This window comes from Variovorax paradoxus (genome assembly GCF_024734665.1).
Taxonomy (GTDB): Bacteria; Pseudomonadota; Gammaproteobacteria; order Burkholderiales; family Burkholderiaceae_C; genus Variovorax.
In genome coordinates, this window is record NZ_CP102931.1 from 2,765,519 (window position 1) to 2,788,913 (window position 23,395).

At 65.9% G+C, this 23,395-nt stretch carries 27 protein-coding genes; 12 read left to right on the plus strand and 15 right to left on the minus strand.

What is annotated here, in order from left to right:
• Positions 1-3: 3 nt before the first annotated feature.
• The gene (lexA, locus tag NWF24_RS13005; RefSeq protein ID WP_013541704.1) at positions 4-687 is read right to left on the minus strand and encodes a transcriptional repressor LexA; all 684 of its coding nucleotides are present in this window, start codon (positions 685-687) and stop codon (positions 4-6) included.
• Positions 688-760: 73 nt separating this feature from the next.
• On the opposite strand from lexA, the gene NWF24_RS13010 reads away from it, so the two are divergent.
• Entirely contained in the window at positions 761-1,726 is a 966-nt protein-coding gene (locus tag NWF24_RS13010) for an asparaginase (protein ID WP_258354507.1), read from the plus strand.
• 48 nt (positions 1,727-1,774) lie between these two features.
• Here the strand turns inward: NWF24_RS13010 and adk are convergent, their stop codons facing one another.
• From adk to NWF24_RS13040, 6 genes are all read right to left on the minus strand, one after another.
• On the minus strand, positions 1,775-2,431 hold the full coding sequence (gene adk / locus NWF24_RS13015; RefSeq protein ID WP_093056573.1) for an adenylate kinase: 657 nt from the start codon (positions 2,429-2,431) through the stop codon (positions 1,775-1,777).
• 134 nt (positions 2,432-2,565) lie between these two features.
• Positions 2,566-3,339: a 3-deoxy-manno-octulosonate cytidylyltransferase gene (kdsB, locus tag NWF24_RS13020; protein ID WP_258354508.1), complete on the minus strand. Its 774-nt coding sequence runs from the start codon at positions 3,337-3,339 to the stop codon at positions 2,566-2,568.
• Positions 3,336-3,518, minus strand: coding sequence for a Trm112 family protein (locus NWF24_RS13025; protein WP_093056575.1), 183 nt, complete (start codon positions 3,516-3,518; stop codon positions 3,336-3,338). The genes kdsB and NWF24_RS13025 overlap by 4 nt, the downstream gene beginning before the upstream one ends.
• Positions 3,499-4,527, minus strand: coding sequence for a tetraacyldisaccharide 4'-kinase (gene lpxK / locus NWF24_RS13030; protein ID WP_258354509.1), 1,029 nt, complete (start codon positions 4,525-4,527; stop codon positions 3,499-3,501). The genes NWF24_RS13025 and lpxK overlap by 20 nt, the downstream gene beginning before the upstream one ends.
• Complete coding sequence (locus NWF24_RS13035) at positions 4,528-4,953, minus strand: ExbD/TolR family protein (RefSeq protein ID WP_056519147.1); 426 nt, start codon at positions 4,951-4,953, stop codon at positions 4,528-4,530.
• A gap of 11 nt (positions 4,954-4,964) precedes the next feature.
• The gene (locus NWF24_RS13040) at positions 4,965-5,597 is read right to left on the minus strand and encodes a MotA/TolQ/ExbB proton channel family protein (protein ID WP_042674017.1); all 633 of its coding nucleotides are present in this window, start codon (positions 5,595-5,597) and stop codon (positions 4,965-4,967) included.
• A gap of 313 nt (positions 5,598-5,910) precedes the next feature.
• Here NWF24_RS13040 and xseA point away from each other — a divergent pair, with 313 nt between their 5' ends.
• Positions 5,911-7,224, plus strand: coding sequence for an exodeoxyribonuclease VII large subunit (gene xseA, locus NWF24_RS13045; RefSeq protein ID WP_258354510.1), 1,314 nt, complete (start codon positions 5,911-5,913; stop codon positions 7,222-7,224).
• A gap of 49 nt (positions 7,225-7,273) precedes the next feature.
• Complete coding sequence (locus NWF24_RS13050) at positions 7,274-7,855, plus strand: superoxide dismutase (RefSeq protein ID WP_258354511.1); 582 nt, start codon at positions 7,274-7,276, stop codon at positions 7,853-7,855.
• A 69-nt stretch (positions 7,856-7,924) separates the two neighbouring features.
• Here the strand turns inward: NWF24_RS13050 and NWF24_RS13055 are convergent, their stop codons facing one another.
• From NWF24_RS13055 to NWF24_RS13065, 3 genes are all read right to left on the minus strand, one after another.
• On the minus strand, positions 7,925-8,383 hold the full coding sequence (locus NWF24_RS13055; protein WP_093173288.1) for a DUF192 domain-containing protein: 459 nt from the start codon (positions 8,381-8,383) through the stop codon (positions 7,925-7,927).
• Positions 8,384-8,482: 99 nt separating this feature from the next.
• Positions 8,483-8,683 carry a hypothetical protein gene (locus NWF24_RS13060; protein WP_258354512.1) on the minus strand — a complete coding sequence of 67 codons (201 nt, stop codon included), beginning with the start codon at positions 8,681-8,683 and terminating at the stop codon, positions 8,483-8,485.
• 152 nt (positions 8,684-8,835) lie between these two features.
• The gene (locus tag NWF24_RS13065) at positions 8,836-9,174 is read right to left on the minus strand and encodes a cell envelope biogenesis protein TolA (RefSeq protein WP_093056973.1); all 339 of its coding nucleotides are present in this window, start codon (positions 9,172-9,174) and stop codon (positions 8,836-8,838) included.
• 218 nt (positions 9,175-9,392) lie between these two features.
• On the opposite strand from NWF24_RS13065, the gene icd reads away from it, so the two are divergent.
• The 6 genes from icd to NWF24_RS13095 all read left to right on the plus strand — a co-directional run bounded on the left by icd (position 9,393) and on the right by NWF24_RS13095 (position 17,303).
• Positions 9,393-10,652, plus strand: a complete 1,260-nt coding sequence (icd, locus tag NWF24_RS13070; RefSeq protein ID WP_258354513.1) for an NADP-dependent isocitrate dehydrogenase — start codon at positions 9,393-9,395, stop codon at positions 10,650-10,652.
• A 250-nt stretch (positions 10,653-10,902) separates the two neighbouring features.
• Positions 10,903-11,262, plus strand: a complete 360-nt coding sequence (gene clpS / locus NWF24_RS13075) for an ATP-dependent Clp protease adapter ClpS (RefSeq protein ID WP_070060554.1) — start codon at positions 10,903-10,905, stop codon at positions 11,260-11,262.
• A 67-nt stretch (positions 11,263-11,329) separates the two neighbouring features.
• Positions 11,330-13,651: an ATP-dependent Clp protease ATP-binding subunit ClpA gene (gene clpA / locus NWF24_RS13080; RefSeq protein WP_093056971.1), complete on the plus strand. Its 2,322-nt coding sequence runs from the start codon at positions 11,330-11,332 to the stop codon at positions 13,649-13,651.
• Positions 13,652-13,763: 112 nt separating this feature from the next.
• On the plus strand, positions 13,764-15,209 hold the full coding sequence (gene cls, locus NWF24_RS13085) for a cardiolipin synthase (protein WP_258354514.1): 1,446 nt from the start codon (positions 13,764-13,766) through the stop codon (positions 15,207-15,209).
• Entirely contained in the window at positions 15,210-16,649 is a 1,440-nt protein-coding gene (gene sbcB / locus NWF24_RS13090) for an exodeoxyribonuclease I (RefSeq protein WP_258354515.1), read from the plus strand.
• A 204-nt stretch (positions 16,650-16,853) separates the two neighbouring features.
• Complete coding sequence (locus tag NWF24_RS13095; RefSeq protein ID WP_258354516.1) at positions 16,854-17,303, plus strand: DUF3574 domain-containing protein; 450 nt, start codon at positions 16,854-16,856, stop codon at positions 17,301-17,303.
• 11 nt (positions 17,304-17,314) lie between these two features.
• On the opposite strand, the gene NWF24_RS13100 is transcribed toward NWF24_RS13095, so the two are convergent.
• On the minus strand, positions 17,315-17,725 hold the full coding sequence (locus tag NWF24_RS13100; RefSeq protein WP_258354517.1) for a GFA family protein: 411 nt from the start codon (positions 17,723-17,725) through the stop codon (positions 17,315-17,317).
• Between the two features lie 114 nt (positions 17,726-17,839).
• Between NWF24_RS13100 and NWF24_RS13105 the strand changes: the two genes are divergently transcribed.
• On the plus strand, positions 17,840-18,691 hold the full coding sequence (locus NWF24_RS13105; protein WP_258354518.1) for an NAD-dependent protein deacetylase: 852 nt from the start codon (positions 17,840-17,842) through the stop codon (positions 18,689-18,691).
• Here NWF24_RS13105 and NWF24_RS13110 read toward each other — a convergent pair.
• The 4 genes from NWF24_RS13110 to NWF24_RS13125 are packed head-to-tail and all read right to left on the minus strand — an operon-like array spanning position 18,688 to position 21,176.
• On the minus strand, positions 18,688-19,563 hold the full coding sequence (locus NWF24_RS13110; protein WP_258354519.1) for an alpha/beta hydrolase: 876 nt from the start codon (positions 19,561-19,563) through the stop codon (positions 18,688-18,690). The two genes, NWF24_RS13105 and NWF24_RS13110, sit on opposite strands and share 4 nt — an antisense overlap.
• A complete protein-coding gene (locus NWF24_RS13115) occupies positions 19,560-20,420 on the minus strand; it encodes a sterol desaturase family protein (RefSeq protein WP_258354520.1) in 861 nt (286 codons plus the stop codon). The genes NWF24_RS13110 and NWF24_RS13115 overlap by 4 nt, the downstream gene beginning before the upstream one ends.
• 1 nt (position 20,421) lies before the next feature.
• Positions 20,422-20,712, minus strand: coding sequence for an EF-hand domain-containing protein (locus tag NWF24_RS13120; protein ID WP_258354521.1), 291 nt, complete (start codon positions 20,710-20,712; stop codon positions 20,422-20,424).
• Positions 20,713-20,729: 17 nt separating this feature from the next.
• The gene (locus NWF24_RS13125; protein ID WP_258354522.1) at positions 20,730-21,176 is read right to left on the minus strand and encodes a hypothetical protein; all 447 of its coding nucleotides are present in this window, start codon (positions 21,174-21,176) and stop codon (positions 20,730-20,732) included.
• A 194-nt stretch (positions 21,177-21,370) separates the two neighbouring features.
• On the opposite strand from NWF24_RS13125, the gene ompR reads away from it, so the two are divergent.
• Entirely contained in the window at positions 21,371-22,093 is a 723-nt protein-coding gene (gene ompR, locus NWF24_RS13130) for an osmolarity response regulator transcription factor OmpR (protein WP_258354523.1), read from the plus strand.
• The gene (locus NWF24_RS13135) at positions 22,090-23,394 is read left to right on the plus strand and encodes an ATP-binding protein (protein WP_258354524.1); all 1,305 of its coding nucleotides are present in this window, start codon (positions 22,090-22,092) and stop codon (positions 23,392-23,394) included. Before ompR ends, NWF24_RS13135 begins: the two co-directional genes overlap by 4 nt.
• Position 23,395 lies beyond the last annotated feature (1 nt).

Below are 23,395 nucleotides of genomic sequence, written 5' to 3' on the forward strand. Positions count from 1 at the left end.
GGCCTACATCAGCATGGTGTTGCGGATGAGCCCCACTGCGAGGCCTTCGATTTCGAAAGGCTCGCCCGGCTGGACGATGATGGTCGGGTAGTCGGGGTTTTCGGCGTGCAGCTCGATGACCTGCTTGTTGCGCTTCAGGCGCTTGACGGTCACTTCGTCACCCAGGCGCGCAACCACGATCTGGCCGTTGCGCGCTTCCTTGGTGGCCTGCACCGCGAGCAGGTCGCCGTCCATGATGCCGGCGTCGCGCATCGACATGCCGCGCACCTTGAGCAGGTAGTCAGGCTGGCGCTGGAATAGCGTGTTCTCGACGTAGTAGGTCTGGTCGACGTGCTCTTGCGCCAGGATGGGCGAGCCAGCTGCGACACGGCCAATGAGCGGCAGCGCCAGTTGGGCCATGCCGGGCAGCGAGAGCGAGAACTGGCCACCTTCGCGATGACGCGTTTCGTTGAGAGAGCGCAGGGCGTCGCCCTTGAGGCGGATGCCGCGCGAGGTGCCGCTGACGAGTTCGATGACGCCCTTGCGTGCCAGCGCCTGCAGGTGCTCTTCGGCGGCGTTGGCCGACTTGAACCCGAGCTCATTGGCGATTTCGGCGCGCGTGGGTGGCGCACCAGTGCGTGCGATGGCGCTCTGGATGAGATCCAGGATCTGCTGCTGGCGGGCTGTAAGCTTCACGGCGAACTGCATATGTGGTTCCTTGCGGCACTGGCTAGATATCCAGTACCTGTATTTTTAACCAGTTTTTAAAAGTTGACAAGCCATGGTCAATTCCTCTTCGCCTGAAGTGCGCCGTCGTGTGGTGGTTTTGGGAACGGGCGGCACCATTGCCGGCCGGGCAGCCAGCAGCGGCGACAACATCGGGTACACCGCCGGGCAAGTGGGCGTGGCCGATCTGCTGGGCGGAATCGAGGCGCCCGAGGGCGTCGCTCTGGAGGCAGAGCAGGTGGCGCAGGTCGACAGCAAGGACATGTCGTTCGACATCTGGCAGCAGCTGGCCCGGCGCTGTGCGCATTGGCTGGCCCAGGCCGACGTGGCGGGCGTGGTGATCACGCATGGCACCGACACGCTCGAAGAGACGGCGTTCTTCCTGCACTCTGTGCTGGCTCCGTCCAAGCCCGTGGTGCTCACCTGTGCGATGCGCCCGGCCACCGCGCTGGCGCCCGACGGACCGCAGAACGTGCGCGACGCCGTCAGCGTCGCCGCGACGGAAGGCGCACGGGGCGTGACCGTGGTGTGCGCCGGCGCTATCCACAGTGGCGTCGATATCCAGAAGGTGCACACCTATCGGCTCGATGCCTTTGCTTCAGGCGATGCGGGGCCGGTCGGCTACGTCGAAGAAGGAGAGGTGCGCCGTGTCCGGGAGTGGCCCGAGGGATCGGCGTCGCAGGCGTCGAAGCTCTTCGAGGCGACCTCCGTGCAGTGGCCCCGCGTCGAGATCGTCGTGAGCCATGCCGGCGTCAGCGGAGCTGTGATCGAAGCCCTGCTGCAGCACGGCGCTGCCGGGCCCGTGCGCGGGCTGGTGCTCGCCGCCACCGGCAACGGCACCCTGCACCATGCGTTGGAAGCGTCAGCGCTCAAGGCGCAGGACGCGGGCGTTGCGGTGGTTCGAGCCACGCGTTGCGCGAACGGACGCATCCTGCCGAAGGCCGGGGACCAGCTCCGTGATGCGGGCGCGCTGACACCCGTGAAGGCGCGCATCGCGCTGATGCTGGAACTGCTGGGGTGAAAACAAAACCGCCCCGTTGAAGGGGCGGTTTCGGGAATCAGATCGAGATCAGCTGCTCAGTGCAGCCAGCGCACGCTGCGTGATCTCGTCGACCGTGCCCACACCCTTGATGGCGCGGTACTTCGGCGCGGCGGCTGGGTCGGTCTTGGCCCAGGCGGAGTAGTAGTCGACCAGTGGCCGCGTCTGCTGGCTGTACACGTCGAGCCGCTTGCGCACGGTTTCCTCCTTGTCGTCTTCGCGCTGGATCAGGTCTTCACCAGTGACGTCGTCCTTGCCTTCCACCTTGGGCGGATTGAACTTGACGTGGTAGGTGCGCCCCGAGGCCGGGTGCGAGCGGCGGCCGCTCATGCGTTCGATGATGTCGCCGAAGGGCACGTCGATTTCGAGCACGTAGTCGAGCTTGACGCCGGCCGCCTTCATGGCGTCGGCTTGAGGAATGGTGCGCGGGAAACCGTCGAACAGGAAGCCGGCTGCGCAATCGGGCTGCGCAATGCGTTCCTTGACGAGATTGATGATCAGGTCGTCGCTGACCAGGGCGCCTGCGTCCATGACGGCCTTGGCTTGCAGCCCGAGCGGTGTGCCTGCCTTGACGGCTGCGCGCAGCATGTCGCCGGTCGAAATCTGGGGAATGCTGTATTTTTGGCAAATGAAGGCCGCTTGCGTGCCTTTGCCCGCCCCGGGCGCGCCCAGCAAAATTAGTCTCATGGTGTCCTCGGACGGTTCTTAGATTTTGTGTCGCGCCGAGCGTCGGCCCGAGGGCTGGGCAAGGCGGAGTTGCGTCGAGGATAGCACGCGTGCCCTCGAAGAATTTCCACCGCCCGCGCAGGCATGGGAGCGCCTCAGGCGGGAGGCGCGGCGGCGAAGACGGCGCGCACGCGCGCCAGGTCTTCGGGCGTGTCGATGCCCGGTCCGGGTGCAACATGGCTCACGTGCACCGCGATGCGATGGCCGTGCCACAGCGCGCGCAGCTGTTCGAGTGCCTCGGTCGCCTCGACGGGAGCCGGTGGCAGCGAGGGAAACTGTCGCACGAAGCCCGCGCGATAGCCGTAGATGCCGATGTGGCGCAGCGGGGCAGGGGTAGGCAGCACCGCAGGCGCCGCACCGTTGGCGGAGCCGTCGCGCCACCAAGGGATTGGTGCGCGGCTGAAGTACATGGCGTTGCCTTGCGCGTCCAGCACTGCCTTCACCACGTTGGGGTTCATGAAGTCGTCGACAGAGTCGATTTCGTGGGCGGCCGTGCTCATCGCGGCTTCTGCATGGGTGGCCAGCGTGGATGCCACGGCGTCGATCAGCCCGGGGTCGATCAGCGGCTCGTCGCCTTGAACGTTGATGACGATGTCGTCGCCATCCAGGCCCAGTAGTTCGCAGGCTTCGGCCAGCCGGTCGGTGCCGCTGGGATGGTCCTGGCGAGTGAGGATGGCCTCGACACCGTGCGCCTGGCATGCCGCAATGATCGACGGGTCGTCGCCGGCGACCACCACGCGCGCCGCGCCGGATTCGCTGGCGCGCTGCGCCACGCGCACCACCATGGGCACGCCGGCGATGTCGGCCAGCGGTTTGTTGGGAAGCCGTGTCGACGCCAGGCGCGCCGGCACCAGAACGGTGAAGCTCACAGCCCGAGCTCTTCGTCGGAGAGCGTGCGTGCTTCGTTTTCGAGCAGCACCGGAATACCGTCGCGCACCGGATAAGCAAGGCGCGCGCTGCGCGAGCAGAGCTCCTGCTTCTCGGGGTTCCAGGTCAGCGGCCCCTTGGTGACGGGGCAGACGAGCAGTTCAAGCAGCTTGATATCCATCGAGCGATGATAGCTTTGCGTCGAGCGCGGCGAAGAAATCCGCGGAGGGCGCGAACTCCAGCGGCACGGCCAGCGCATCGGGCGCCTTGCGCCACAGTTTGATGGCGTCTTTTTCGGTGCAGATGAGGGTGCTCGCCGTGTCTGCGGGGCGCTGCCAATCTTCGAAATCGAAGTGATCGGGCAGGGCGATGGTGTTGGCGAGCGTCAGGCCGCGCGCGCGCAGCATGTCGAAGAAGGCCTCGGGCCGTGCGATGGCCGCCAGTGCTGTCACGGGCTGGCCCGCAAGGGCAGCCAATGGCACGCGCTTCCCGTCACTGCCCAACGCATCGTGCGCGAGAGCCCGGGTGGCCGTATGGCCCCCGGCAAAGGCCGGCCGTGCCCCGCTGTGCAGCACCAGATCGCAGCGGCGTGGCCAGGTTTCGCGCAACGGACCTGCGGGCAGTTGCCAGCCATTGCCGGTGCCCCGGTCGTCGAACACGCAGATCTCGATGTCGCGCGCAAGCGCCAAGTGTTGCAGACCATCGTCGCTCACGATGACCTGCGTGGCCGGATGCCGCTCGAGCAAGGTGCGCGCGGCATCGATGCGCTGGCGTGCCACGAACACCGGCGCCTTCGTGGCATGGTGAATCAGCGCGGGTTCGTCTCCCACATCTTGCGGATCGCTGTCGCTGAGCACTTCGCGGCAGTCATCGGTGCGGCGGCCGTAGCCGCGCGACACCACGCCGACCCGAAATCCCCGCTCTTGCAGATGCCGGACAACGGCCATCACGACCGGCGTCTTGCCGGCTCCGCCCGCAATCACGTTGCCAACCACGATCACCGGGACGCGCACACGCTCGGTCCGCAGCCATCCCACGCGATAGAGCCACCCACGCGCGGCGAAAAGCGCAGCGTAGATGAGCGACAGCGGCCACAGCAGGCAAGCCAGAGGGCCGCGGCTCAACCAGGCGTTCTGCAGCCGCGAGGCCGACGGCGAACCCGTGCTGCCGCTGCTGCCGTCGGAAGGCACTCAGTGCCCGGCTTGCGCCGTCGACTGTGCGGCGAAGGTGATCTGCATCAGGCCGGCGCGGCGCGCGGCCTCCATCACCGTCACCACCGCCTGGTGCGGGCTGGTCGCGTCGGCGCTGATGATCACCACGCTGTCCTTGCCGCCCGTGGCCGCGGCGGCGAGGGCGGCCGTCACGGTCTCAACGCTGCGGTCGGCCACCGGGGTCTTGTTGATCGAGTAGCGGCCGTCGGCCGACACCGCCACGATCACTTCCTTCGGGTAGTCGCGCTGCGCATCGACGTCCGCCGTTGGCAGCCGCAGCTGCATCTCGGTGAACTTGCTGTAGGTGGTCGACAGCATCAGGAAGATCAGGATCACCAGCAGCACGTCGATGAACGGGATCAGGTTGATCTCCGGCTCGTCGCGCGCGCCGTGGCGGAACTGCATGCGGGCGCGGGTCATTTGCGCAGGGCGTTCAGGTGGCGGGCAAAACGCTCGCCTGAGAGTTCGAGATTCAGCAGGTATTCGTCGACCCGGCTGCGGAAATAGCGCCAGAAGATCAGCGTCGGAATGGCGACGATCAGGCCGAAGGCCGTGTTGTAGAGCGCGATCGAGATGCCGTGCGCCAGTTGCGCAGGGTTGCCCGAGCCGACAGCGCCGCTGCCCGGCGACTGCGAGCCGAAGATCTCGATCATGCCGATCACCGTGCCCAGCAGCCCCAGCAGCGGGGCTGCCGACGCGATGGTAGCCAAGGCAGGCAGGTAGCGCTCGAGCTTGTGCGCCACGGTGCGGCCGGAGGCCTCCATGGCGGCGCGCAGGTCGTCTTCGGTGCAGCGCGGATTGGCGTTCAACGCTCGCAGGCCTGCGGCCAGCACCTGGCCGAGCATCGAGTTGCGTTCAAGTTTGGTCACGATGTCCGGGCCGGGAATGGCGCCGTGCGACACGGTGATGGTTTCGTCGAGCAGCTTCGGCGGCAGTACCCTCACGGTCTTGAGACTCGTGAAACGTTCTATAACCAGCGCGAGCGCAATGACTGAACAAGCGAGCAAGGGCCAGATTGGCCAACCCGCGGCAACTATGATGGAAAACAAGAAAATCCTCCGGCCCGTAGACTGCAAATGCGCGGCGATTATCCACTGAGCCCACCATCGGCACGCGCCTTGTTTTTGTGTCGGCAAGGACGCACAGATTCTGTGGATAACTTTGTGATTAACCTGCTGCGCAACTCATCCGGACCCGCATGGGGCGGCCTTTCCGCTAGATCGACTGAATTTTGAGCAGCACTTTTTTCAATGAAATCAATGGCTTGCACGAGAAACCGTGCGCCTGCCCCGCACCGGGGTCTGATGACGAGGGGCGTGCGGCCCGTTGTGGAAGAGTGGCATTTGGCCGAGCGTGCATTTTGTGAACTTGCGTGAATCGAATTCCGCGCCCGGGCCGCGTGTCTGGGCAGTGGGCGCGCTGTGCCATGCGGTGGCCGACGCGCTCGATGCGCGCTTCAATCCGGTGACCGTGCGCGGCGAGATCTCGGGTTTTTCGCGCGCGTCAAGTGGACATTGTTACTTCGCGCTCAAGGACGAGTCCGGCCAGCTGCGCTGCGCGATGTTCCGGCGGGCAGCCGGTTTGCTCGACTTTTCGCCTCGCGATGGCGATCAGGTCGAGGTGCGCGGGCGTCTTGCGGTGTACGAGCCACGCGGCGATCTTCAACTGGTTGTAGAGAGTTTGCGGCGAGCCGGGCAGGGCGCCTTGTTCGAGCAGTTCATGCAACGCAAGGCACGCCTGGAAGCCGAGGGACTCTTCGATCCGGCGCGCAAGCGGGCGCTACCGGCCATGCCGCGCGCGGTCGGCGTCGTCACGTCGCTGGGCGCGGCGGCCTTGCACGACGTTGTGACGGCGCTACGAAGACGCGTTCCACACATTCCGGTCGTACTTGCACCCGCGGCAGTGCAAGGAGCCAATGCGCCGGCCGAACTGATGCGGGCGCTGCAATCGCTCTATGACTTTGCACCCGCCGTCGATGTGATCCTGCTGGTGCGTGGCGGTGGCTCCATCGAAGACCTCTGGGCCTTCAACGATGAGACCCTGGCGCGCACCATCGTGCAGAGCCCGGTGCCGCTGATCAGTGGTGTGGGGCACGAAACCGACTTCACCATCGCCGACTTCTGCGCCGATCTGCGCGCGCCCACGCCAACCGCCGCGGCAGAATTGGTGAGTGCGCCGCGCGACATGTGGCTCGGTGCGCTCGATCTGCTCGACGAGCGTCTCGGCGATGCGCTGGGCGGGCGCCTTGATGCCCTTGGACAGCGCGTCGACCAGGCGGCGGGGCGCCTCGGTCGACCCTCGAACCTTGTGACGCGCCAGCAACTGCGCCTGGCGCACCATGTGCAGCGCCTTCGGTATGCGGTGCTGTCGAGGCGGGAGCGCCTGTCGCAGGTGCCCCGGTCAATCGCTGCGGACTTTCCCCTGAAGCTGGGGCGTGCACTGGTGCAGCGTCGTGAGCGCCTGGAACGCGTGGCCTTGCGCATGCGGCTGCTCGATCCGGCACTGGTCTTGCAGCGTGGCTATGCGTGGCTGACCGATACAGAAGGTCATGCGATCGTCAGCGCAACGCAACTGGCGCCGGGCGACGCCGTCAAGGCACGGCTCGCCGATGGCGAAGTCGACCTGACCGTCACGCCGGGCGACGCGACGGGAACGCGTCCGACGCTACCTCAATAATTACTTCCTAGAATCCCTGATTCCCACAACCAACCCACGAGAAAAAACCATGGAACATGTGCTCCCACCCCTGCCGTACGCCCTCGACGCGCTGGCACCCGAGTATTCGAAGGAAACCCTCGAGTACCACTACGGCAAGCACCACAACGCCTACGTGGTGAACCTCAACAACCTGCAAAAGGGCACTGAGTTCGAGTCGCTGACGCTTGAAGAGATCATCAAGAAGTCCAGCGGCGGCATCTACAACAACGCCGCGCAAATCTGGAACCACACCTTCTTCTGGAACTGCATGAAGCCCCAGGGCGGCGGCGCTCCCACTGGCGCGCTGGCCAAGGCCATCGAAGCCAAGTGGGGCAGCTACGACGCCTTCAAGGAAGCCTTCGTGAAGTCGGCCGTGGGCAACTTCGGCTCGGGCTGGACCTGGCTGGTGAAGAAGGCCGACGGCTCCGTGGATATCGTGAACACCGGCGCCGCCGGCACGCCGCTGACCACTGCAGACAGCGCGCTGCTGACGGTAGACGTCTGGGAACACGCCTACTACATCGACTACCGCAACCTGCGCCCGAAGTTCGTCGAGACCTTCCTGGCCAAGCTGGTGAACTGGGACTTTGTCGCCAAGAACTTCGGCTGAGCCCGGGTTTCCCCATCAAAAAAGCCGACTCAAGGGTCGGCTTTTTTGCGGGCTTCAGGCGGCAAAAACTCAGCGTTTGGTGGCTGCGAACAGTTCGCCGCCGAGCTTTGCGCCCTTCTTGATGTTCTTCTTGGCAAACCAGCCCTGGTTCATTTCGAGGACGTAGCGCACGGGCTCCAGAGAGCAGTGCGAGTTCTCGGTCATGGGTTGCATGTCGACCAAGTTGACGATGCGGCCGTCGTCGGCCACGAAGGCGGCGGTCAGCGGAAGGATCGTGTTGCGCATCCAGAAGCACTGAGTGGCAGGCTGCTCGAACACGAAGATCATTCCTTCAGCCTGCGGCATTTCCTTGCGGAACATCAGGCCGATTTCGCGTTGCAGGGGTGTTTGCGCAATCTGCGCATCGATCTTGTACAGGCCGACCGACAACTGCGTACGCGGCAGGTCGGTCTGGGGTTGCTGCTGGGCGTGCGCAGGCATCATGAAGGACGCGGACGCGAGGAGCAGGGCGGCTAGACGCTGGAACATCGGGCAACTCTTTCAGGGCGGGGTCAGGGCCCGGCCTAAATCAAAAAAACGCCAATAAAAATGCCCGCTGATGCGGGCATTGCCGGTGAGCGCGAAAGCTTACACCTTCTTGGCAGCGGCTGTGTGGGCCTTGGCCACGTGGCTGACCTTGTGTTTCTTGGCCGCAGCGTGCTTCTTGGCAGGCGCGTGCTTGGCGGTCTTGGGAGCGGCTGCGGGAGCAGCGGTGGTGGGTTCGGCTTGTTGAGCGAAAGCACCGGCAGCGAAGAGACCGGCGACCAGGGCTGCGAGCAGCTTGTTCATGAACATATCCTTTGAAATTCGTTGATTTGGATTGCCCTCCCTGCGGAAGGTAGACATTCAACGGAGGCCGATTCCTGCGGTTGACAACAGAACGCTTGCGGCAGGCGAAAAAAAAGCGCTCCGAAGAGCGCTCTTTTCTGGGCTGGGCCGACTTACTTGGCACCTGCCATGTCAGGCGTGCCGCCTTGGGTCGACTTGCGCTTCACGCTGCCGTCCTTGTTGCGACGACGCTGGTCGCGGGTGCTTGCGCGTTTCTCGCCAGAGGCAGCAGCCTTGTCGGCACCGATGGCGCCGCCTTCGGGCGTCTTGGCTTCGTCGCCAGCGGCAGCCTTGACTTGGCCAGCGGGCTTGGCAGCCTTCTTGGCTTCGGCACGTTGCTGCGACTTGCTGTTGGTGGCGTTACCTTGCTCAGGCGTCGTACCGGCCGGGTTTTGGGCGTAAGCGCCAGCGGCGAACAGGCCAGCGATCATGACTGCGAGAATTTTGCTCATTGATGATTCCTCTATCGAGAATTGGTTGGAAACGCCTCCCGGCGAGCAGAAGGTCAGCCACTAACGAGCCCATTGGCTCGCCGGTTGACAAACGCTTGCTGATGGGTTGCGTCTAAAATGTACAGCGATTTGTTCGCGGGCTGTACAGCGAATCCACCCCGTGTCTGAATTCGCTGACAGTCGTCAAAATTACGTCAATCCCGGAGCCATTCCCCCTCATGACCAGTTATCAGCACATCAAAGTCCCGACTGAAGGTCAGAAGATCACGGTCAACGCCGACAACTCGCTGAATGTGCCTGACCAACCGATCATTCCTTTCATCGAAGGCGACGGGACCGGCCTGGACATCACGCCAGTGATGCTGAAGGTGGTGGACGCAGCGGTGGCCAAGGCCTACGGCGGCAAGAAGAAGATCCACTGGATGGAGGTCTATGCCGGCGAAAAGTCGACCAAGGTCTACGGCCCCGACGTCTGGCTCCCCGAGGAAACCCTGCACGCTGTGCGCGACTACGTGGTCTCCATCAAGGGCCCTCTGACCACGCCCGTCGGCGGTGGCATCCGCTCGCTGAACGTCGCGCTGCGTCAGGAACTCGACCTTTACGTTTGCCTGCGCCCCATCCAGTACTTCGAAGGCGTGCCGAGCCCAGTGCGCGAGCCGCACAAGACCAACATGGTGATCTTCCGCGAGAACTCGGAAGACATCTACGCGGGCATCGAGTTCGAAGCCGAAAGCGACAAGGCCAAGAAGCTCATCAAGTTCCTGCAGGACGAGATGGGTGTCAAGAAGATCCGTTTCCCCAACACCTCGGGCATCGGCGTCAAGCCTGTGTCGAGGGAAGGCACCGAGCGCCTCGTGCGCAAGGCATTCCAGTACGCCATCGACAACGACAAGCCCAGCGTCACCTTGGTGCACAAGGGCAACATCATGAAGTTCACCGAAGGTGGCTTCCGTGATTGGGGTTACGGCCTCGCTGCCAAGGAATTCGGTGCCGAACTGATCGACGGTGGCCCGTGGATGAAGTTCAAGAACCCGAAGACGGGCAAGGAAATCACCGTCAAGGACAGCATCGCCGATGCGTTCCTCCAGCAGATCCTGCTGCGTCCCGCCGAGTACAGCGTGATTGCCACGCTCAATCTCAACGGCGACTACGTGTCCGACGCGCTGGCTGCGCAGGTCGGTGGCATCGGCATCGCCCCGGGCGCGAACCTGAGCGACACCGTCGCCATGTTCGAAGCCACCCATGGCACGGCACCCAAGTACGCCGGCAAAGACTACGTGAACCCAGGCTCCGAGATCCTCTCGGCCGAAATGATGCTGCGCCACATGGGCTGGAAGGACGCTGCCGACCTGATCATCAGCTCGATGGAAAAATCGATTGCCAGCAAGAAGGTCACCTATGACTTCGCCCGCCTGATGGACGGTGCGACGCAGGTGAGCTGCTCGGGCTTCGGCCAAGTGATGATCGACCACATGTAATTGCCGTGCGCTTCGACGTCTTGCGACGTCGTTGCAATGCAATGAGCCCTTGAACTTCCAGAAGGAATTCAAGGGCTTTTTATTGGCTCTTCGATCAGGTCGCAGCCGTCCCTTTTTGCCTAAAGCTCTTCGCGGGTGCGCTTCATCAAAAATACTGTCGCAACCGCCGCAATGCCCTTGAATTGTCGGATACGCGCCACCAAGTTTTTTTCGCCGGCACGGTGCTTGCACGCTCTATAGAATCTTTTTCATGGCAACGAGAATTCCCAAAACTCCCAACACTCCGCCGGCTCAGAAGCCGGCCGGGGATGACGGAGATTCGGTCGTCCTGGAGCGCCGGCCGCAGAAAACCGCGCCGCCCCAGATGTACCAGGTGGTCATGCTGAACGACGACTACACCCCCATGGAGTTCGTGATCGTCGTGCTGCAGGAATATTTCAGCAAGGACCGAGAAACCGCGACCCAGATCATGTTGAAGATCCACCTCGATGGCCGCGGCGTCTGTGGGGTCTATTCCCGCGACATGGCGGCCACCAAGGTCAATCAGGTCATGGAAGCGGCGCAGCAGGCTGGGCACCCGCTGCAATGTGTCAGTGAGCCAGTTGCGTGAACCTGTTGAATTGCGCAAGCTCCAACCCATCTGAGAACTTATTTACAGCAAGGCAAAAGGAAATCACATGATTGCCCAGGAACTGGAAGTCAGCTTGCACATGGCCTTTGTCGAGGCCCGGCAGCAGCGCCACGAGTTCATCACCGTGGAGCATCTGCTGCTCGCTTTGCTGGACAACCCGAGCGCCGCAGAAGTTCTGCGTGCCTGCTCGGCGAACGTCGACGACCTTCGGGCGTCGCTCACCAACTTCATCAAGGACAACACGCCTCAGGTGGCGGGTACCGACGATGTAGACACCCAGCCGACCCTGGGTTTCCAGCGCGTCATCCAGCGCGCCATCATGCATGTGCAGTCCACCGGCAACGGCAAGAAGGAAGTCACCGGCGCCAACGTGCTGGTCGCGATCTTCGGCGAGAAGGACTCGCACGCCGTGTACTACCTGCACCAGCAGGGCGTCACCCGCCTCGACGTGGTCAATTTCATTGCCCACGGCATCAAGAAGAGTGATCCGCCTGAAGCCGTCAAGGGCAGCGGCGAAGCGCCTTCGGGCGAGGGCGAAGACGGCGGCGGCGAACGCAACGAGAAGGCGTCGCCGCTCGAGCAGTTCACGCAAAACCTCAACCAGATGGCCAAGGACGGCAAGATCGATCCGCTGATCGGCCGCGAGTACGAGGTCGAGCGCGTCATCCAGATCCTGTGCCGCCGGCGCAAGAACAACCCGCTGCTGGTGGGTGAAGCCGGCGTGGGCAAGACCGCCATCGCCGAAGGCCTCGCATGGCGCATCACGCAAGGCGACGTGCCGGAGATCCTTGCCGAGTCGAACGTGTTCTCGCTCGATATGGGCGCGCTGCTGGCCGGTACCAAGTACCGCGGCGACTTCGAACAGCGCCTGAAGGGCGTGCTCAAGTCGCTCAAGGACAAGCCGAACGCCATCCTGTTCATCGACGAAATCCACACCCTGATCGGTGCGGGCGCGGCCTCGGGCGGCACGCTCGACGCGTCGAACCTGCTCAAGCCGGCGCTCTCCAGCGGCCAGCTCAAGTGCATCGGTGCGACCACCTTCACCGAGTACCGCGGCATCTTCGAAAAGGATGCGGCCCTTTCGCGTCGCTTCCAGAAGGTCGACGTGGTCGAGCCGTCGGTGCAGGAAACCGTCGACATCCTGAAGGGCCTGAAGTCGCGCTTCGAGGAACACCATGGCGTGAAGTACGCCGTGGCGGCCCTGCAGGCCGCGGCCGAGCTCAGCGCCAAGTACATCAATGACCGTCATCTGCCCGACAAGGCCATCGACGTCATCGACGAAGCCGGCGCCGCCCAGCGCATCCTGCCGCCGAGCAAGCGCAAGAAGACCATCAGCAAGACGGAAGTCGAGGAAATCGTGGCGAAGATCGCGCGCATTCCCCCGGCCAACGTCAGCAACGACGACCGCAGCAAGCTGCAGACCATCGAGCGCGACCTCAAGAGCGTGGTGTTCGGCCAGGACAAGGCGCTCGAAGTGCTGGCCTCCGCGGTCAAGATGGCGCGCTCGGGCCTGGGCAAGGGCGACAAGCCGATCGGCTCGTTCCTGTTCTCCGGCCCCACGGGCGTCGGCAAGACCGAAGCGGCGAAGCAGCTGGCCTACATCATGGGCATCGAGCTGATCCGCTTCGACATGTCGGAGTACATGGAGCGTCATGCGGTGAGTCGCCTGATCGGCGCGCCTCCGGGCTACGTCGGTTTCGACCAGGGCGGTCTGCTGACCGAGGCCGTCACGAAGAAGCCGCACGCGGTGCTGCTGCTCGACGAAATCGAGAAGGCGCACCCGGACATCTTCAACGTGCTGCTGCAGGTCATGGACCATGGCACGCTGACTGACAACAACGGGCGCAAGGCCGACTTCCGCAACGTCATCATCATCATGACGACGAATGCGGGTGCCGAGACCATGAACAAGGCGACCATCGGCTTCACCAACCCGCGCCAGGCGGGCGACGAAATGGGCGACATCAAGCGCCTGTTCTCGCCCGAGTTCCGCAACCGGCTGGATGCCATCGTCAACTTCAAGGCGCTCGATGAAAACATCATCCTGCGCGTGGTCGACAAGTTCCTGCTCCAGTTGGAAACGCAACTCAGCGAGAAGAAGGTTGAAGTCACCTTCAGCGACAAGCTGCGCAAGCACCTGGCGAAGAAGGGCTTCGATCCGTTGATGGGCGCACGCCCGATGCAGCGCCTGATCCAGGACACGATCCGTCGTGCGCTGGCCGACGAACTGCTGTTCGGTCGCCTGACCGACGGCGGCCGCCTCGAAGTCGACCTCGACGACAAGGACGAAGTGCTGCTCGACATCCAGCCACTTTCGAAGAAGGAAGGCAAGTCGAAGCCCGAAGCGGAAGAAGCTGCGACAGGTTGAAAGAACCGGGCAGTCCGCGGCCGATGAGGTTGCGGAACCGCCTCCAAAGGCCGGTAGCATCACGCTGCCGGCCTTTTTCTTTGGGCCGCCGAAATCACGAAGCCTCCTCGCCTTGATCCTCCCCGAACTCAGCCACGAATGGAAAACCGGCCTCTCCCTGGCGTGGAGCGGCTACATCGCGGTGTTGTCGGTCTGGATCGTGATGCAGAAGCGCGCGCCGGTGTCCACCATGAGCTGGATCCTGTCGCTGGCGCTGCTGCCGTTTGCGGGCTTCGTCATCTACTACTTTCTCGGGCCGCAGCGCCTGCGAAAACAGCGGCTCAAGCGCCTGCGCAGCCGCGCTGGCGCCTCCGCCCAGGCCGACGTGGCGCGGCTGCGCGACGCGGCGCAGAACGCTCCGCCGGCGCTGCAGCAGATGGCCAAACTGGGCACCGCGACCTGCGGGCTGCCGGTGTCGAGCGCCGTTGATGTCGAGCTGCTTTCAGGCGGCGCACGCACTTTCGACGCGATCTTCGAGGCCGTGCGCGCCGCGCAGAACCACATCCACCTCGAGTACTACATCTTCGAGCCCGACAAGATCGGCACTGCCTTGCGCGACCTGCTGATCGAGCGCGCGAAGCAGGGCGTGACGGTGCGGCTGCTGATCGACGCACTGGGCTCCAAGCGCATCGGCCGCAATTTCATGGCGCCGATGCTCGAGGCAGGCGTGAAGGTCGCGCTGTTTCACGACACCAAGATTGGCCGGCGCCTGCGCCCGGTGACCAACTACCGCACCCACCGCAAGATCGTGGTGTGCGACGGTCGCGTCGGCTTCACGGGCGGCGTGAACATCACCGACGAGGAAGACAAGCGCACCAACCCCGACGCCTACCATGACGTGCACCTGCGCATCGAGGGCAGCGCGGTGCGCTGGCTGCAAACCACCTTCCTTGAAGACTGGACCTACGCCACCGGTGAAGACCCGCGTGGCATGGACGACACCCTGAACGCCATGCTGCCGCAGCTGGAAGCCGGCGACATCCCCGTGCAGATCGTCACCAGCGGCCCCGACAATGCGATGGAAGCCATCCACCGGATGCACGTCGAGGCGATCCATTCGGCCACGCATCGCGCCTGGCTCACTACGCCGTACTTCGTGCCCGGCGAGCCGGCGCTGATGGCGCTCACCAGTGCCGCATTGCGCGGCGTCGATGTGCGCCTGCTCGTGCCGCGCCGCAGCGACTCAGCCGTCGTGAGCGCCGCCGCGCGCTCGTACTTCGACGAGCTCATCGCCGCCGGCGTGAAGGTCTGGGAGTACAAGGCGCGCATGCTGCACTCCAAGACCTTGGTGGTCGACGACCATTGCGCGATGATCGGCACCGCGAATTTCGACAACCGCAGCTTCCGCCTCAACTTCGAGGTGTGCGCGGTGGTTTATGGTCCGGAACTGACCCGGCCGCTGGCGGCGCAGTTCGAGACCGACCTGCAGAGTTCCAGCGCGGTGCGCGGCAACCGGCACCAGAGTTTCTGGCGCCGCCTCGGCGACGCCATTGCGCGCTTGTTTTCACCCTTGCTCTGAATGAACCATACCTTTCTCTGGCACGACTACGAAACCTTCGGCGCGGTGCCGCGTCGCGACCGTCCCTCGCAGTTCGCCGCCATCCGCACCGACGCCGAGCTCAACGAAGTCGGCGAGCCGCTGATGATCTACTGCAAGCCCGCGCCGGACTATCTGCCCAGCCCCGAGGCCTGCCTGATCACCGGCATCACGCCGCAGGTGTGCCTGGAGCGTGGCATTCCCGAGCATGAATTCGCCGCGCACATCGAGCGCGCCTTCTCGCAGCCCGGCACCATCGGTGTGGGCTACAACACGATTCGCTTCGACGACGAGGTCACGCGCTTCCTGTTCTGGCGCAACCTGATCGACCCGTATGCGCGCGAATGGCAGAACGACTGCGGCCGCTGGGACCTGCTCGACGTGGTGCGCCTCACGTACGCGCTGCGCCCCGACGGCATCGAGTGGCCGAAGAAGGAAGACGGCAAGCCCAGCTTCAAGCTCGAAGACCTGGCGCGTGCCAACGGCCTGCTGCACGAGTCGGCGCACGATGCGCTTTCCGACGTGCGCGCCACCATTGCACTGGCACGCCTGATCCGCGACAAGCAGCCCAAGCTGTTCGACTTCGCATTCGGCCTGCACAAGAAAGACCGCGTTGCCAGCGAACTAGGCTTGCCCGCGATGCGCGAAACCGCGAAGCCCTTCCTGCACGTCTCGGGCATGTTTCCGGTCGAGCGCGGCTGCCTGGCCGTGATGTGGCCGCTGGCCAGCCATCCGACCAACAAGAACGAGCTGCTTGCCTGGGACCTTGCCCACGACCCGAGCGAGCTGCGCGACATCGACGCCGACACGCTGCGGCTGCGCCTGTTCACCCGCACGGCCGACCTGCCCGAAGGCGTGGTGCGCCTGCCCGTGAAGGGCGTGCACCTGAACAAGTCGCCGATGGTGGTCGGCAACCTGCGCACGCTGGCACCGGCCATGGCCGAGCGCTGGGGCGTCGACCTCGACACGGCCATGCGCCATGCCGCCATCGCGCGCGACCTGCCCGACATGAGCGCCATCTGGTCACAGGTGTACGCCCGGCCGAAGGAGGCCACGCCCGACGTCGACGAAGACCTCTACGGCGGCTTCGTCGGCAACGCCGACCGCCGGCGCCTCAACCAGCTGCGCGGCCTGTCGCCCGAAGAACTGGCCAAGGACCGCACCGGCTTCGACGACGGACGGCTCGACGAGATCCTGTTCCGCTACCGCGCACGCAACTGGCCCGAGCTGCTCAACGAGGACGAGGCCGAACGCTGGGAAGCCCTGCGCGTGGCGAAGCTCTTCAAGGGCGAGGGCGGGGCGCGCACCATCGAGATGCTGTTCAGCGAGGTCGATGCGCTGTCCGAGAACGCCGACGAGCGTGGCGAGGAAATCCTCGGCGCGCTCTACGAATACGCCGAGGCCATCGCGCCCGAGGCTTGATCCGCGTCGCCCATGAGCCTCTCGATCAACGCCGAACTGTCGAAGGGGCTGGAGAGCTACGACACTGGAGGCCGCCGTTGCCGAAGGCAGTCTGTCGCGCTGGAGTCCCGGCTGGCGCCTGCTCGACCACGGTACGCCGCCCGCCGAGGGCCAGCCCGCGCCGCTGGTCTTTCTACCGGGTTGATCACGCATGGAGGTATTCGCATGACTACAGGTATTTCGCCCCTTGTCCGCACCGCGCTGGCAGCCGTCGCGATGGCCGCGGCGCTCGCCGGATGCAGCGCCTTGCCATCGGCGCCCGGTGCTGCGAAAGCCTGCGGGAGCAGCTTCGAGACCTTCGAACGTGACACGCTCTATTTCGGCCGGGCCATTCCCTCGGGCGGCCAGGTGTCGGATGCGGAGTGGACGGGCTTTCTCGACACCACCATGACGCCGGCTTTTCCGCAGGGCCTGACGGTGATCGATGCCGCCGGCCAATGGCGTGGCGTGTCGGGCGAGGTGGTGCGCGAGCGCTCCAAGCTGGTGGTGGTGCTGCTGCATCCGCGCAGCGACAAGGACGACGCCGCCATCGCCAGCATCATCGGCACCTACCGCCAGCGATTCGCTCAAGAGGCGGTGCTGCAGGAGCGGCAATCCGTCTGCGTCCGCTTCTAAGGCTGCCGCGCTCAGGAGGGTTGCCCGTCGATGGCCGGTAGCCCGCTCAGGTCTTCCGACCACGCCAGCGCGGAGCGGCACCAGATACGGCGATGCGGGGGCAGCAATGCGCGCTGCGCCAGCGCTCCCACGCGCAGCGCATAGCTTGGCGGCGTGTCGCTGTCCGCGGCCGCCCAGATCGGGGAGCCGCAGTTCGCGCAGAAGCCGTGCCGTCGCCGCGCACCGCTGTCCGCCGTCTTCACGTAGGTCTTCGGCGTGCCGGTCAGCAGCCGGAAGCTGGAGGCCGGCACAGGCACCGACACGCGGTAGGCGGAGCCCGACAGCACCTGGCAGTCGCTGCAATTGCACAGCGAAACCTTCTCCGGATCGATGTCGGCTTCGAAGGTGATCTGGCCGCAGTGGCAGGCGCCTTGTACTTGCATGCGAATTCCTTTTTTGGGGGGAAGCAGGCATCGTAGAAAGAGTGGCCTGCGGGCGCAATGGCTGGCTATTTCCCCGGCCGCGCAGCCTCTGGCGCGGCCACGTATGCTCCCCGGATGGACGCCAATTCCACTGCGCTCGCCGACTTCGCCACCCGCCACCGCAAGCTCTTCGTGCTCACCGGCGCGGGGTGCAGCACCGAATCGGGCATTCCCGACTACCGGGATGTCGAGGGCGAATGGAAGCGCCCATCGCCCGTCACCTACCAGGCCTTCATGGGCGAGGAATCCACGCGTCGCCGTTACTGGGCGCGCAGCCTGATCGGCTGGCCGACCATGGCCGGCGCCCGCCCGGGTGCGGCGCACCGTGCACTGGCACGGCTGGAGGCGGCGGGTCGTGTGGGTTCGCTGCTCACGCAGAACGTCGATGGCTTGCACGAAGCGGCCGGCAGCCGCGGCGCCATCGACCTGCACGGGCGCATCGACACCGTGCGCTGCATGGCCTGCGAGCGGCGCACGCCGCGCGCGGCGCTGCAACTCGAATTGCGGCAGCGCAATCCGAGTTGGGCCGCACTCGAAGCCCGTGCCGCACCCGACGGCGACGCCGATCTCCAGGGCCATGATTTCTCCGCCTTCGAGGTGCCCGCGTGCACGCACTGCGGCGGCTTGCTCAAGCCCGACGTTGTGTTCTTCGGCGAAAGCGTGCCGAAGGAGCGCGTCACGGCCGCCTTCGCGGCGCTGGAGGAGGCCGATGCGGTGCTCGTGGCCGGTTCGTCGCTGATGGTGTATTCGGGCTTTCGCTTCGTGCAGGCGGCCGCCGCGGCGGGCAAACCGGTGGCGGCGGTGAACCTGGGGCGCACGCGCGCGGACGCGCTGCTTTCGCTGAAGGTCGAGCGGCCGGTGGGCGAGGCGCTGGAGGCGCTTGCGCAGCAACTGGCGCCCGAGCCGCAGCCGGATCGCGTGGCCTAGCGTTCGCCCGGCGCCTTGCGCAGGGATCGGATGAACACGTCGACCGACGCCGTGTATGCACCGGGCAGGCCCAGTTCACCGTCGATCTGCGCGTGCGAGAGGTCTTCAGGCACTACCTCCGCGCGGCCACCAATTGCCGTGACCCGAGTCGCGAACTGATTCGCCTGCGTGCACGAGCCATCGCGCCGCTGGGTCGAGCACACCAGCAGCATCGGCGGTGCACCAAGCGCAAGGGTGTCGGTGGGCGATACGGTGCGCCAGTAGGCGGGGTCGTTGCCGAACACGCGGTCATAGAAGGGCATGTGGCGACGTCGCATCAGTGCCGCAGTGTCCAGCGCAGCGCTGTCGAGTGCCACGGTGCCGAGCCACGGACGTGCGCCTTGCTGCCGCGCGATGTCGGGCGATGCACTGACCAGCGCAACAAGGTGCGCGCCGGCCGAATGGCCCATGAGCACGAAGCGGCCCGCATCGCCGCCCCACGAAGGCGCGCTTGCCTGCGCAGTGGCCACCGCGCGCGCCACGTCCTGAGCCTGCTGCATCACGTCGACCTGCGGCACGAAGCGGTAGCCCACCGACACCAGGATGAAGCCCTGGTCGCGCACCCAGTGCTCGATCTTCATGTCGACCACCGAGGCGGCTGCCTTGTTGCCGAACATCCACGCGCCGCCATGGACCATCACGAGCACCGGGGCGTTGCGTGCGTTCGGTGGCAGATAGACGTCCATGTGCTGGCGTGCATCGGGGCCGTAGGGCACGTCGGCAAGCCGTTGCACGCCGGTGGGGGCGACCGGCGCGCCAACTTGCTGCGCCATCGCCGGAAAGAAGGCCAGCATGCCCAGCCAGGCCGCGCAGATCCGCAGCAAATGTGTCATGACGAAGCTCCCGGAGGACCGAAGAGGGTCGAGATTTTCGCGCGCCAGCCGTCGGCCTTCCAGAGGTCGCGGCCCAGGTTCGCCCACTCGTGGAAGGCGATGTGCAACGGGTTGTGGGTGCGCAGCGGCGTGGTGAGGCCGTAGCGCAGCGTCACGTCCTCGCGCTCGGCAGCGAAGGTGCCGAACATCCGGTCGAACACGATCAGCACGCCGCCGTAGTTGCGGTCGAGGTATTCCGGGTTCGACGCGTGATGCACCTTGTGGTGAGTCGGCGTGTTCAGCACCCATTCGAGCGGCCCCAGGCGCGGCATCCACGGCGCGTGCAGCCAGAACTGGTAGAGCAGGTTGGCCGCCAGCGTGGCCACCACCGCCAGCGGCGGAAAGCCCAGCCACACCAGCGGCGCGAAGAACAGGGCCGTGCCGGTGAGCTTGCCCGTCCAGCCCAGGCGCAACGCGGCAGCCAGCGTGAGCTCGTTGGGCGAGTGGTGCACCGCGTGCGTGGCCCAGAACCAGCGCACGCGGTGTGCCGCGCGGTGATACCAGTAGTAGCAGAACTCCTGCCCCACGAAGAGCAGTGCGAAGGCCGCGGGCGTCGACAGCGAAATGGTGTCGACCCGGTGTGCATGCGCCCAGGCCAGCACCGGCGCGGCAATCGACAGGCCCAGCGCATCGACCGCGCGCCGGCCCACCGCGTCGGCCAGCGAGGCGCCGTAGGCGCGCCAGTCGTAGGCCTGGCGCCGCACGAAGCTCTGCACCAGGCCTTCGAGCGTGGCTGCGGCCAGCACGAAGACGAGCAGGCCGGTCAGCCACAGCGCGATGCCCGGCCCCATCGCCTCGCGGATCAGGTCGAAGGACATGCTATTTCTGCCGGCTGCTGCGTTGCTGGGTCACGGCATAGGCCTCGATCTGCGCCATCGTCACCGAGCCCGCGTGAGCGCTGTCGATGGCGTCGAAGTTGCGGTAGACCCACGGCATCTTGCCGCGTGCTTCGTCGCGTGTGAGGCGGCCATCGACGTTGGTGTCGGCGGCGCCGAAGCGCTTGTGCAGCTCGGTGCGCATCTGTTCGGCGCGGCCGGCATCGGGCGCCTGGGCGCAGGCGGCGAAGGACACGGCTGCGAGCAGCAGCGGCAGGACGTGGCGGGTTGTCATGGTCACGCTCCCTTGCATCAACGGCAGGGAATGACCGCGCCGGCCGCGCTGTAGCAGATGGCGCTGTGCGTCAGGCCGGTGGCGCTGTTGTAGCTCGTGCTGCTCTGCACGCTGTTGCCGGTGGCGGCGCTGGTGGCGGTGGTGCTGCGGCTCTGGGTCACGTTGCCCGATGCGTCGCGGCTCGCGCTGCCGCTGCTTTCTGCGCTGCCGCGCGTGCCGGCTGCAGCGAAGCCACTGCGGTGGCTGGCCGAGCCGTCGGGGTTGACCGAGGTCGTGCCGGCGCGGGCTGCATAGCCTCCGCCGGGCCCGCGTACCGCGCGCATGTTCGTGGCGGTGGTGCCACCCGCGGCGTTGGGCCGCACGACATGCCGGCTGGCAGCGCCAGCCTCGGTGGCCGTGAAGGCCGCCGCCAGCAGCACGCCGGCCAGCGCGGCGGAAGTGGACAGGGAAAGAACGCGCTTCATGTTCAAGACTCCTTGCGGTGCCGGCTGCGCACCTCGCGAAGCCGTGAAAGCGACTGTGGCCGCGAGATGTGAGCCGACCATGGCGCAGCGCGGTGCGTTCATGACAATCCGTGAGCGGCCGTCCGGGGCTCTGTCATCGTTTGTCATGAATTCCCGCGCGACCGGGCAGGGCAGCCGCCGTTACGATTCGCCGCATGACCGAAGCGCTGGCCCGCATCCTGATTGCCGACGACGAAGCCGACCTGCGCGCGCTGCTGCAGCGCTACCTCGGCGACCAGGGCTATGCCGTGCGCACCGTCGAGAGCGCCCAGCCGCTCGACAAGCTGCTCGCGCGCGAGCGCTTCGACGTGCTGGTGCTCGACGTCATGATGCCCGGCGAAGACGGCCTGGCCGTGTGCCGCCGGCTGCGCGCTCAGGGCGAGACCATTCCCATCCTGATGCTGACCGCGCGCGGCGACCCGGTCGACCGCATCGTCGGCCTCGAAATGGGCGCCGACGACTATCTGCCGAAGCCCTTCAACCCGCGCGAGTTGCTGGCGCGCATCCAGGCGCTGGTGCGGCGCCAGCGCATGCTGGGCGCGCACACCGGGCCGGCGCCGGTGCAGGAAAGCGTGCGCTTCGGCGCCTTCACGCTGCACCTTGGCGAGCGACGCCTCGAGCGCGAGGTGGAGGGCGCGAAAGAAGACATCCCCCTGACCACCGGTGAGTTTTCGCTGCTGCAGGCGCTGGCACTCAACGCCAACCGGCCGCTGGGCCGCGAGCGCCTGATCGAGCTGGCCCACGGCCGCGAGCACGAGGCCACCGACCGCAGCATCGACGTGCAGGTCATGCGCCTGCGCAAGCTGATCGAGGCCGATTCCGCGCAGCCGCGCCACATCCGCACGGTCTGGGGCGTGGGTTACCTGTTCGTGCTATGAAGCTCTTTCCGCGCAGCCTGTTCGGGCGCAACGCGCTGCTGCTCGTGCTGCTCATCGCGCTGGGCCAGATCGGCGGCGGGTTGCTGTTGCGCGAGATGGTCATCAAGCCACGGCTCGACCAGATTGCCGAGAGCGTGGCGCGCAACGTGGCAGCCATCCGCGCGGGCATGCTGGCACTGCCGCCGGCCCAGCGGCCGGCATTCGTGGAGGGGTTCAACCAGCAGGCGATGGCCGGCCGTGCCGACAAGGCGCACGGCCCGCGCGCACTGCTCACGCCGCTGGAGCGCGGCTTCGTGCGCTCGGTGTCGGCGCGCATCGCGAGCCAGGGCGTGGAGGCCGTGTGGCGCCGCGAGCCCGACGGCGGCCTGGCGCTGCGGCTCACGCTCGACGGAAGCGATCACTGGGTCGTGATGCCCGGCCTCTTGCCCGCGCGCGAATTCACGGGTGCGCTGGTGGCGGTATCTGTAGGGAGCGCGTTGCTCGCGCTGGCGGGTGCGCTTTGGTTCCAGCGCCGGCTCAACCGGCCGCTGGTGCGCGTGGTGGAGGCCGCGCACACGCTGGCGGCGGGCCGCGAGCCCATGCCGCTGCCCGAAGACGGCCCCACCGAAGTCGCGACCGTGAGCCGCAGCTTCAATCAACTGGTCGGCAGCCTGCGCCAGACCGAGCGCGAGCGCGCCTTGATGCTGGCCGGCATCTCGCACGATCTGCGCACGCCGCTCACCAAGCTGCGCCTGGGCGTGGAAATATTGCGCGACCGCATGGAGCCCGAGCTCGTGAGCAGCATGACGCGCAGCGTGGAAGAAATGGACGCCATCGTCGGCCAGTTCCTCGACTTTGCGCGCGGCGATGGCGACGAGCTCCCGGTGCCGACATCGCTCGACGACATGACCCGGGCGCTCGGCGCAGCCAGCGCCGACCATGGCCGGCCCATGGCGCTGCAGCTGGGCGGCGCGCCCACGCTGCCGCTGCGCCAGCAAGCCATGCAGCGCGCCATCGGCAACCTGATCGAGAACGCCTGGCGCCACGGCCGGGCGCCGGTCACGCTGTCGACGCGCGTGGTGGGGCAGGAGGCGATTGTCGAAGTCGTCGACCACGGCGACGGCATCGACCCGGCCGAGGCGGATGCTCTCAAGCAGGCGTTTCGCCGTGGCGATGCGGATCGCGGCGGGACGGCAGGTGCGGGGCTCGGCCTGGCCATCGTGCAGCGCATCGCACAGGCGCATGGCGGTCGGCTCGAACTGGAGACACCCCCGGGCAAGGGCCTGCATGCACGCCTGCGGCTGCCGTTGCCGCCCGGCTGAC

Coding starts and splice junctions, on each gene's coding strand:
- lexA (WP_013541704.1), bottom strand. CDS start 687: ATGCAGTTCGCCGTGAAGCTTACAGCCCGCCAGCAGCAGATCCTGGAT.
- NWF24_RS13010 (WP_258354507.1), top strand. CDS start 761: ATGGTCAATTCCTCTTCGCCTGAAGTGCGCCGTCGTGTGGTGGTTTTG.
- adk (WP_093056573.1), bottom strand. CDS start 2,431: ATGAGACTAATTTTGCTGGGCGCGCCCGGGGCGGGCAAAGGCACGCAA.
- NWF24_RS13025 (WP_093056575.1), bottom strand. CDS start 3,518: ATGGATATCAAGCTGCTTGAACTGCTCGTCTGCCCCGTCACCAAGGGG.
- NWF24_RS13035 (WP_056519147.1), bottom strand. CDS start 4,953: ATGCAGTTCCGCCACGGCGCGCGCGACGAGCCGGAGATCAACCTGATC.
- NWF24_RS13050 (WP_258354511.1), top strand. CDS start 7,274: ATGGAACATGTGCTCCCACCCCTGCCGTACGCCCTCGACGCGCTGGCA.
- NWF24_RS13055 (WP_093173288.1), bottom strand. CDS start 8,383: ATGTTCCAGCGTCTAGCCGCCCTGCTCCTCGCGTCCGCGTCCTTCATG.
- NWF24_RS13060 (WP_258354512.1), bottom strand. CDS start 8,683: ATGAACAAGCTGCTCGCAGCCCTGGTCGCCGGTCTCTTCGCTGCCGGT.
- NWF24_RS13065 (WP_093056973.1), bottom strand. CDS start 9,174: ATGAGCAAAATTCTCGCAGTCATGATCGCTGGCCTGTTCGCCGCTGGC.
- icd (WP_258354513.1), top strand. CDS start 9,393: ATGACCAGTTATCAGCACATCAAAGTCCCGACTGAAGGTCAGAAGATC.
- clpS (WP_070060554.1), top strand. CDS start 10,903: ATGGCAACGAGAATTCCCAAAACTCCCAACACTCCGCCGGCTCAGAAG.
- clpA (WP_093056971.1), top strand. CDS start 11,330: ATGATTGCCCAGGAACTGGAAGTCAGCTTGCACATGGCCTTTGTCGAG.
- sbcB (WP_258354515.1), top strand. CDS start 15,210: ATGAACCATACCTTTCTCTGGCACGACTACGAAACCTTCGGCGCGGTG.
- NWF24_RS13095 (WP_258354516.1), top strand. CDS start 16,854: ATGACTACAGGTATTTCGCCCCTTGTCCGCACCGCGCTGGCAGCCGTC.
- NWF24_RS13100 (WP_258354517.1), bottom strand. CDS start 17,725: ATGCAAGTACAAGGCGCCTGCCACTGCGGCCAGATCACCTTCGAAGCC.
- NWF24_RS13105 (WP_258354518.1), top strand. CDS start 17,840: ATGGACGCCAATTCCACTGCGCTCGCCGACTTCGCCACCCGCCACCGC.
- NWF24_RS13110 (WP_258354519.1), bottom strand. CDS start 19,563: ATGACACATTTGCTGCGGATCTGCGCGGCCTGGCTGGGCATGCTGGCC.
- NWF24_RS13115 (WP_258354520.1), bottom strand. CDS start 20,420: ATGTCCTTCGACCTGATCCGCGAGGCGATGGGGCCGGGCATCGCGCTG.
- NWF24_RS13120 (WP_258354521.1), bottom strand. CDS start 20,712: ATGACAACCCGCCACGTCCTGCCGCTGCTGCTCGCAGCCGTGTCCTTC.
- NWF24_RS13125 (WP_258354522.1), bottom strand. CDS start 21,176: ATGAAGCGCGTTCTTTCCCTGTCCACTTCCGCCGCGCTGGCCGGCGTG.
- ompR (WP_258354523.1), top strand. CDS start 21,371: ATGACCGAAGCGCTGGCCCGCATCCTGATTGCCGACGACGAAGCCGAC.
- NWF24_RS13135 (WP_258354524.1), top strand. CDS start 22,090: ATGAAGCTCTTTCCGCGCAGCCTGTTCGGGCGCAACGCGCTGCTGCTC.